This is a genomic window from Microcystis sp. M113S1 (assembly GCF_020246945.1).
GTDB lineage: Bacteria > Cyanobacteriota > Cyanobacteriia > Cyanobacteriales > Microcystaceae > Microcystis.
The window spans coordinates 1-5,172 of the sequence record NZ_JADBSA010000028.1; the positions used below are offsets into that span (position 1 = coordinate 1).

Below are 5,172 nucleotides of genomic sequence, written 5' to 3' on the forward strand. Positions count from 1 at the left end.
AAACTCTTGCATAAATGCAAGCTATCAAGTCGGGTTTTGAATGGTTGTCATCCGTTATGATAATTGTACCAGAAGGCAATTGATAACCTGTTAAATTCCCTTGTTTCCACCATCTCCAAGCCGTTCGATAACTTATTCCTGTTTTTTTTGCATAGTCTGATAGTTTCATATCTATATATTACCATGCCTGACTATATCTGACTATATTTGTATTGAAACTTTACAATACTAAATCTGGTTATTAAAAACTGATTATTTATTCTCCGTTTTGCATGAGTGCCTCTCCTGATATGTAGCCTATACTCAACGGATTTAGTATGAGTTTTCGGTTCACTGATTACTGTTCACTGTTTACTGATCACTGGAAAAAGCTGACTAACTGGTTGAGAGGTTAAACAATCTCAAAAGCTGAGATCAAGCATCTTGATCTGTATTTTCTCAACCAGTCAAATCAAGCAAGAATCCTAATAATAATTACCGACTTTGCGATGGTGAACAGCCGTTAAACCATCAGGTTGAGAAACGCGACCATCGGTGACTTTATTGTAAACAATCCAGTGGTCAGCACATTCCATACGACTAACTACCTCACATTCTAAATAAGCGAGGGCATCGGCTAAAATTGGGGAACCATTATTAGCGGTGCGAGTATTGACTCCTGCAAAACGATCTTCCCCAGGTCCGAAACGTTTTAAAAAGTGTTTCATCAGGGTTTGATAATTGCCTTCTTCCAGAATATTTAAAACGAATTGATCCCCCACTTGCAGTAAAGACTCGATCGCCCGATCTTTGGCCACAGCAACGGTAAAACCGGGAGGATCAAAACTTGCTTGAGTCACCCAAGAAGCGACCATTGCCCCGCTTCTGTCTCCTTTCTTGGTGGTAATAATATATAAACCACCGCTAATCCGTCCGATGGCTTTATCAAGGTCAGTATCGAGGGATTTTCTTTGTTTAACTTTTACCTCTTGGGTTAATAGTTGTCCCATATCTGTCCCCGCTTCTTCACAGCGTTGATAGAGACTCTCGTTAGGAGTTTCCGAGCTACGAATGGGATCGAAAGCTTTGGTTAAGCCAACTTCGAGAAACTTATTAAATAGAGGTAAAATTGGTTCATCATCACCCCCTTGACATTCAAACATTCCGAGGTATTGTTTGGGGTTAACCGAGGCGAGAATTGTGCCTAGATTCCCCGTAATTTCTTGGGCATGAATACCAGAAACGGGGGGAGTACCGATGACGATTCCCACCGCGGAAGAAGCTAATTCTTTTACCTCTTGGGGATCGGCGGATTTCAGGTCTAGAGTTTCTACAGCCACACCAGTTTTAGTAATACCTTTGGCAATAGATTGACAGAGGCGATCGCTATAACCATAGTCGGAAATATAGAAAACAGCGACGGTTTTTTCTGCCTTAGTTTGTGCCTGACTCCAATCACGATAATGGCTTAATAATTCGGTAATATTATGTTTTAATACCGGTCCATGACCATTAGCCACGAGATTAATATTACCCAAGGGTTCCATCCGTTTCATCGCCGCTAGTACGGAACGAGCATTAGGAGCCATTAAACATTCATAATAGAAACGATAATCCGGTTCAATAGCACTTAATTGCTCATCGTAAAGATCATCGGAACAGTAGTGCATTCCAAAAGCATCACAGGTAAATAAAATTCCCGAACCGTGATCGTAGGTAAAAATAGTATCGGGCCAGTGTAAATTAGGAGCGTTAACGAATTCGAGAATGTGACCGTTGCCTAGGTCTAACTGATCGCCATTTTTGACCAGTTGACGTTGAAAAGGATGATGAACTAAATTCTCTAAAAACTGAATTGCTACTTTCGACCCAACGACGGTAATATTGGGAGCAAGTTGCAATATATCTCTGACCAAACCACTGTGATCGGGTTCGGTATGACTGATAATTAAATAATCGATTTCTTGGGGGTTAATTAATCCGTTGAGACTATCAAAATATAGTTGACGGAATTTTTCGTGAGAGGTATCCACAAGGGCGATTTTTTCCCCACGAATCAGATAGGAATTATAAGTCGTACCGTTTTGTAATCCGAATTCAATATCGAAGCGATCGCGATCCCAATCGAGGGAACGAATAGCAGTAGTGTCTGCGGTGAGATCGGCCACCTGCACGGTGAGACGTTTTGTTTTGACTGGTGTAGCAACCATCGAACCCCTCCTTATTGTTAAGTTTTTTATACTTTGTCTCTATTGTGCCACGAGAAAATTAAGTATGGAGATTTATTTTCTCATAATTACTGATAACAGTTATCTTAATGGTCAGGTGGGAGTCGAGCGTCGATAGCGAATTAGCTTATACTTCATATTTATGAGAAACGCTGTATATGGATGTCTGTGGGGAAATGGGTGTTACACATTCCAGTCAAATTAAATTTGACAACTAGAGAGCGCTTTTCTGCGGGAACACAGAAACAGGTAGAATCGATCAATGCAGTTGTTTTCTTTCGAGGTGTCGTCATTACTAAGAAAGCTACTCGTTCCTTGGCCGGTATTGCTGGAATTGTCGCCGTTGCCACCTTAATCAGTAAGGTTTTTGGTTTAGTCCGCAGAGTGCGTTAATGAGTAAAGTGCCTTTTAAATCTTGAAATTTTACCCCTTAATCAAAATATTTACTTCAGGAAAAATAACCTCAGCCTTATCCCAAAACTCATCGTTCAAAGGTTGATTATCAGGGTCATTCAGGGCATTTTGTTCGATTTCTTCCTCAGTCATCGCATCAATCTTTGCCCAGTCAGTTTGACCCTTCATTTTCGCCCACTCTTCTAGTGAGACTCTGGTGATATGTTCTTTGTTCACGTTGATTTGCCTTCCTAGCACTAATAATACGACAGACAGAGCCGCGTAAGGTATAATCCATAAGCTGACTAACGCGATCGCCTTTTAAAAAAGGATTCAATTATCCCACTAATCGAAAAGCAGCATCAATCGGCAATTGTAACGGAAATGGTTGATTCCAGCGTTTCGAGAAAAATAAAATCTCCAAATTCTCAGTCTCCCCAGAAGTCGGATTTAGACGAGCGACAATTTCATCCCCAATCTCCTCCGACTCTTGATCTGCATAAGGAGAACAGACATCTGCATAAAGAATATCTCCCGTCGGGTCATAGCGAAAAGTTAGATTTTTTTCCATACCATTATTCCCCCTGTAATTTTTCTGGCTGTGTATATAGGGTCTGCTGAATAATGGTAAAACCCTTTTAAAATAAGGCTTTTGACCTGTTAAAATCCGATGTTCATGCTGCGAAAATAGGATTGGGACATTCAAAAACCTTGCATTATTCTTCTCATAGTACATAAACTGGTACAAAAACCAAGGGCAACAAAGCCTGAAACGACCGGCTACTGACGACCGACTCCTGACTCCTAACCCCACCAATACACTTTTTCAGCAAACCCTATATAGTCACGATCCAATGACGACTAAGAGCAGATTGGGAAACCACCACCACAATTAAAAATTGTCCCGTCCGAATCTGCGATCGCTTTTCTACGGGAACACAGAAACAGGTAGAATCGATCAATGCAGTTGTTTTCTTTCGAGGTGTCGTCCCCCGGTTTTCTGTTAATTCTTCTCGGTGGCATTAACGGCCCCTTTTACAGCGCTTTGGTCAGTGTTTTGGCCAAAAGAGATAAATCCGAGTCCGCGCCGATTGTCGAGACTATTCCCACCCTAGTCAGCGCGATTTTATTAGCTGTCACCGTCTTTTTAACAGTTCATATTTATCCCCCGATGTGAAAATTGGCGGTCTTTGTAGGCAAGGGTAAAACTGGATGAATAATCTTGACCGTCTAAATCGAGATTAAAGGCAGAAAAGCAGACCCACAGACTACGTTTATCAACGGCGACAGAGCGACTAAAAATTTTACTGAGAGTATTGGCAGTCAGTCCAGTTTGTTGGCTAAGAATGTCTAAGGTGCAGCGAGTGTTTTGTTTTATTTCCCAATTCACTTTCGCACGGTGCAGTTTTTGGTGGCCGATGGAGGTTAATATTACCCCGCGTTGGCGAGAAGATTTAGCCTTTGACTGTTCCATAAGTTGCCTCATCAACATAGAGATTAGCAGAATTTTCTATTATGGTAATCAGTGGGGATACAAAAAATTCCTCAAAAAATTACTTTTTTTACAAGATTTAAAGTTGGCACTAGGAGTCAGGATTTTAACTGGGTGAGATCACCGATGATTCTCCTCGAACATTTACTATGCACTATGATCTTAATTTATGGGAGTCTATCTTTATTTGGTAATTGTCATGATGCGATCGCCGTTATGCTTGATAAATTTCCCATAGATTGTGATTAATCCCATACGGCATTTTCATAATGATTTAAAATGTGATAATCTTTGGTTAGCAAAATATGGTTATCTACTGAAGCGTTACTAACAATTAAGCAATCAAAGGGATCCCGAGTCCAGTTAATAATGACAGACTGATTAATAATTAAATTAAAATCTTTTTTACATACCTTTAAATCAAGGCAACTTACTAATTATAGAACAATGTCGTCTGATTTTTCAGTAATTCGCCCAATTTCGTATAAATATTGTAACTCTAGCCTTACTATCGGCGAAATATAGAGTTCATTCTCGTTAATTAGATGTTTGGCGCAATCGCTTAATTTAGCAGTTAGTCCTGCATAAAGCCAGACAACAATATGAGTATCAAGGTAAATCAAGGTTTGTCTCTTCCAACTGATTTGTACAAGATCATCGGGATCGCTAATAATGGCTTGAGGACGATAGATTAATTTTTGTAATTTATCTACGGTTTCAACGGGACTAATGATTAATCGTTTGCCGTTGCGCTCAATTTCTAGGGGTTTGGCTCTCCTCGACTTTGTGTGATAATTTTTGCTTATGGAATCCTGAAGTGCTTATTGGACAAGACTTTTAGGACTATTTTGCGGATATTCTATCAGTATAGACCTCGTTTCCACACAGAAACCAGAAGAGCCGGGGTTTTCCTGTGTTGAGGATTTCATCGAGCAGTTGGTCGAATCTGCGCTGTCCATTCTAAGGGAAATTGCTCAAAACTTTCATTGATATACCAAAACCAAATATGGGTATCAAGGATGATCATTTTAGACAGTCCCAATCTTCTTGCTCCACGATAGGGCTGACAATATCTCCTAA

Annotated in this window: 6 protein-coding genes and 2 pseudogenes; 2 read left to right on the forward strand and 6 right to left on the reverse strand. The window is 40.3% G+C overall.

Annotation, left to right across the window (positions count from 1 at the left end; all coding sequences use genetic code 11):
• Window positions 1-464: 464 nt before the first annotated feature.
• Complete coding sequence (locus IM319_RS01735; RefSeq protein WP_286825644.1) at window positions 465-2,189, reverse strand: diflavin flavoprotein; 1,725 nt, start codon at window positions 2,187-2,189, stop codon at window positions 465-467.
• A 180-nt stretch (window positions 2,190-2,369) separates the two neighbouring features.
• Here IM319_RS01735 and IM319_RS01740 point away from each other — a divergent pair.
• Window positions 2,370-2,588 (forward strand): annotated as a pseudogene (locus IM319_RS01740) (murein biosynthesis integral membrane protein MurJ); the annotation flags it as partial.
• 42 nt (window positions 2,589-2,630) lie between these two features.
• Here IM319_RS01740 and IM319_RS01745 read toward each other — a convergent pair.
• The 3 genes from IM319_RS01745 to IM319_RS01755 all read right to left on the reverse strand — a co-directional run bounded on the left by IM319_RS01745 (window position 2,631) and on the right by IM319_RS01755 (window position 3,562).
• Complete coding sequence (locus tag IM319_RS01745; protein WP_287684480.1) at window positions 2,631-2,837, reverse strand: hypothetical protein; 207 nt, start codon at window positions 2,835-2,837, stop codon at window positions 2,631-2,633.
• Between the two features lie 100 nt (window positions 2,838-2,937).
• Window positions 2,938-3,171, reverse strand: a complete 234-nt coding sequence (locus tag IM319_RS01750; protein ID WP_287684481.1) for a DUF2283 domain-containing protein — start codon at window positions 3,169-3,171, stop codon at window positions 2,938-2,940.
• A 265-nt stretch (window positions 3,172-3,436) separates the two neighbouring features.
• Window positions 3,437-3,562, reverse strand: coding sequence for a hypothetical protein (locus IM319_RS01755; RefSeq protein ID WP_287684483.1), 126 nt, complete (start codon window positions 3,560-3,562; stop codon window positions 3,437-3,439).
• Between IM319_RS01755 and IM319_RS01760 the strand changes: the two are divergent.
• Window positions 3,513-3,756: pseudogene (locus IM319_RS01760) on the forward strand (murein biosynthesis integral membrane protein MurJ); the annotation flags it as partial. The gene IM319_RS01755 and the pseudogene IM319_RS01760 overlap by 50 nt on opposite strands.
• On the opposite strand, the gene IM319_RS01765 reads toward IM319_RS01760, so the two are convergent.
• Together IM319_RS01765 and IM319_RS01770 are read right to left on the reverse strand one after the other, a co-directional pair.
• Entirely contained in the window at window positions 3,748-4,074 is a 327-nt protein-coding gene (locus tag IM319_RS01765; protein WP_287734386.1) for a hypothetical protein, read from the reverse strand. The pseudogene IM319_RS01760 and the gene IM319_RS01765 sit on opposite strands and share 9 nt — an antisense overlap.
• A 455-nt stretch (window positions 4,075-4,529) precedes the next feature.
• The gene (locus IM319_RS01770) at window positions 4,530-4,715 is read right to left on the reverse strand and encodes a type II toxin-antitoxin system VapC family toxin (RefSeq protein WP_287684487.1); all 186 of its coding nucleotides are present in this window, start codon (window positions 4,713-4,715) and stop codon (window positions 4,530-4,532) included.
• Window positions 4,716-5,172 lie beyond the last annotated feature (457 nt).